Raw genomic sequence first — 2592 nt, 5'->3', positions numbered from 1 at the left:
AGCAAAATGACATCATATCCATTTAAATGATTTGGTAACTCTGCTAGGCGTTCGCTAATTTTGCTTGCAACCATAGGCAATGCATAAATATTATATGACAGTACTTTTAATTCATCTGCGCTATTGGATACAGGTTCTTGCACTGTGTTTTGGTGAATTGTGTAGTGGAAATCATCATACCCACCCGTATATTCAGCTTTGACCGCAGCCTGAGCAGATAAGCCTGCATAAGTTGTATTAATTCGATGAATTGCACGATCAGAATACCATGGCGATGTCGTGGTTGCTGTTTGGATACCATGCTTAATCGTACTACCTGTCCAAGTTCCTGTCATGGTTTGTTTGAGCGTTACTTGTGAATTTCCACTCGTTACAACAGTGTCAAAATTATAGGTTTTACCTGATTTTATGCCTGAGTATCGATTCATTCGCAGCACGCGTTTAGTCTCATAGGGTGCGATTTGAGTCGCTTCCTGAGCCCACTCATTTCCAGCTTGTAAAATATGCGTTCCAGTTTGAGTGATTTGTACAGATACCGTTTGAGGTGTTGTATTCGTGACAAATACATAAGAATCAGCATATGCATTTTGTGCAGATACGCCACCTGCTAAAAGCATAACCCCAGCGGCAAATTTAAAGCTGTCCAGCTTCATCGTTCTTCTCCGTTAAATTTAATTATTTGTGAACAAACTCCTTTTCATAATCATTTAAATTTTCGTTTTTGAATATTTTTTGGGTTATGATTTGTTCAAAAATAATCATAATTGAAAAATATTTATAATTCATTTAATTTTTTTTACCATTCATCTGAATTTGTATGATTTATCTTGTTGTTTAAGCATATTAAAAACTGGATAAGTAGGGTTTGTTCTGAATAGTTGGGTTATTTGCAATACTTCAAAAAAGAAAATTATAGAATGTGGATTTTCGAAATTAAAAAAGCTCTGATAAATTGATCATTCATCAGAGCTTAATTTATGCGTTATGAATTATGCTTGATCAGCTTCTATGATTGCTGCGCTTGCTTGCTTAAGGCTATATAACAATTGACCAAGTAATACGTCTTTGTTGCTTAAAGTCACCATAACCATTGGGTGGTGAGGGGCAGGGATTGAGGTCAGGATCGCCTTACCATTTTCTGCATCTAAAGTAATACTTTGACAGCCAGTAAGTTGAATCTCTTTTAAAAAGGCACTCACCATAGCCAGAATAGAACTACTCACCGCAGCAAGCTTAGTACTATTATATGGATTCTTCTTGTAAACTGATGCCAATTCAAAACCATCTGTAGAGCAGAGCATAATATAATCAATGCCACGAATATTCATCAATATGTCATTGGCTTGAGCTTTAGCCAAATGGATCAACTCCTTTGGCGCTGTACGTTGTTGACTTGGAATGCTGAACATAATTCTTCTCTTTCAAAATGATTAATTCGTTGCTCTCAGATTGACTTCTAATGCTGCAATCAGTGATTCAATCATCAGCAGAATGTGTTCTTGTTTTCGGGCATCAATAAAAAACAGAGGATATTGATACTCATTTTGAATTAACCAATCTCGATAAATTGAAATCGGTTGCCCTTTATTTTCATCAACATGCGTGATGCCGATCGAAATATTTTGTGTATAGTCTTTAAAAGTATCTAAATAGCCTTCTAACTCCTCTAGAGGAACTTTACTATTATGATCAACCAAAATAATCACACCCAAAGCACCTTGGCAAATAACTGGCCAAATGAAATCGAATCGTGCTTGTCCAGGTGTTCCATAAAGTCCAATTTTAACACCGTCATCTAAAGTAATTTCACCATAATCAATGCCAACAGTTGTTTGCATTTTATTATGTGCCTGACTGTCTGTATTAAATGCTTCGGTTGCAAGCACAGGAATTTCGGAGAGTGATTTAATCGCTTCAGTTTTACCTGCACCCATGCTTCCTGCAAATACAATTTTATATTGTTGAAGAATCATAGAATTCCTTATAGCCCAAATCGGCGTCGGATTTTGCCGAAAAACTTATTTAAAAAGCCTTGTTGTTCATTAGAGGCTTTGGTTTCCTCTAATTTTAAATAATGACTTTCTGACGCTGGGATAACTCCGCCATTATTTGAAATAATGCATGCGGAAATAAATTGTTGAACCGTTTGAATAGGGAGTTTGAGTTGCGTAGCAACCTGTGAAAGTTGTGCTCCTTGTATAAAACATGCTGAAAGTAAAAGTGCAATTTTTCGATCTCTGCTTTGATGTGGTTGAGGCCAATACTCAATTTTGTAATATTCGTTTTCTTTAGGCGATAGCTTTTGAAATTCATAAGAATGCCAAAAAAGATTCCATAACCAGTCTTGTAAGTCATATTCGACTTTACGAGAAACCTTAGTAAAATCAGATGTAGTAGCAAATTTATAGTTAAAACTATGATTTGTTTGTGTATTTAGTCGAGTTGGCTCTAACCATGCAATTTGGCTACGTGTATCAATGATGGCTAAAGTGCCATGATCATCAAAGATGTGTAATCTTGCATTTTCTGGATTAAACATTTCAGCAAGAAATTTTTCATTTATTGCATCATGTTCTATCTTCAATTCATTTG

2 protein-coding genes and 2 pseudogenes are annotated in these 2592 nt (G+C 35.6%); all 4 read right to left on the bottom strand.

Features of this window, described 5'->3' with window-relative positions:
• Positions 1-653, bottom strand: a pseudogene (locus IRT38_RS16045) (phospholipase); the annotation flags it as partial.
• Positions 654-989: 336 nt separating this feature from the next.
• A complete protein-coding gene (locus tag IRT38_RS16040; protein ID WP_005402056.1) occupies positions 990-1409 on the bottom strand; it encodes a roadblock/LC7 domain-containing protein in 420 nt (139 codons plus the stop codon).
• A gap of 21 nt (positions 1410-1430) precedes the next feature.
• Complete coding sequence (locus IRT38_RS16035; protein WP_004909026.1) at positions 1431-1973, bottom strand: GTP-binding protein; 543 nt, start codon at positions 1971-1973, stop codon at positions 1431-1433.
• An 8-nt stretch (positions 1974-1981) separates the two neighbouring features.
• A pseudogene (locus IRT38_RS16030) lies at positions 1982-2592 on the bottom strand (hypothetical protein); the annotation flags it as partial.

It is taken from the genome of Acinetobacter sp. SK-43, assembly GCF_015351505.1.
GTDB lineage: Bacteria > Pseudomonadota > Gammaproteobacteria > Pseudomonadales > Moraxellaceae > Acinetobacter > Acinetobacter junii.
The sequence above is the reverse complement of the archived record's forward strand: the minus strand, read 5'-3'. Positions and strand labels throughout refer to the sequence as shown.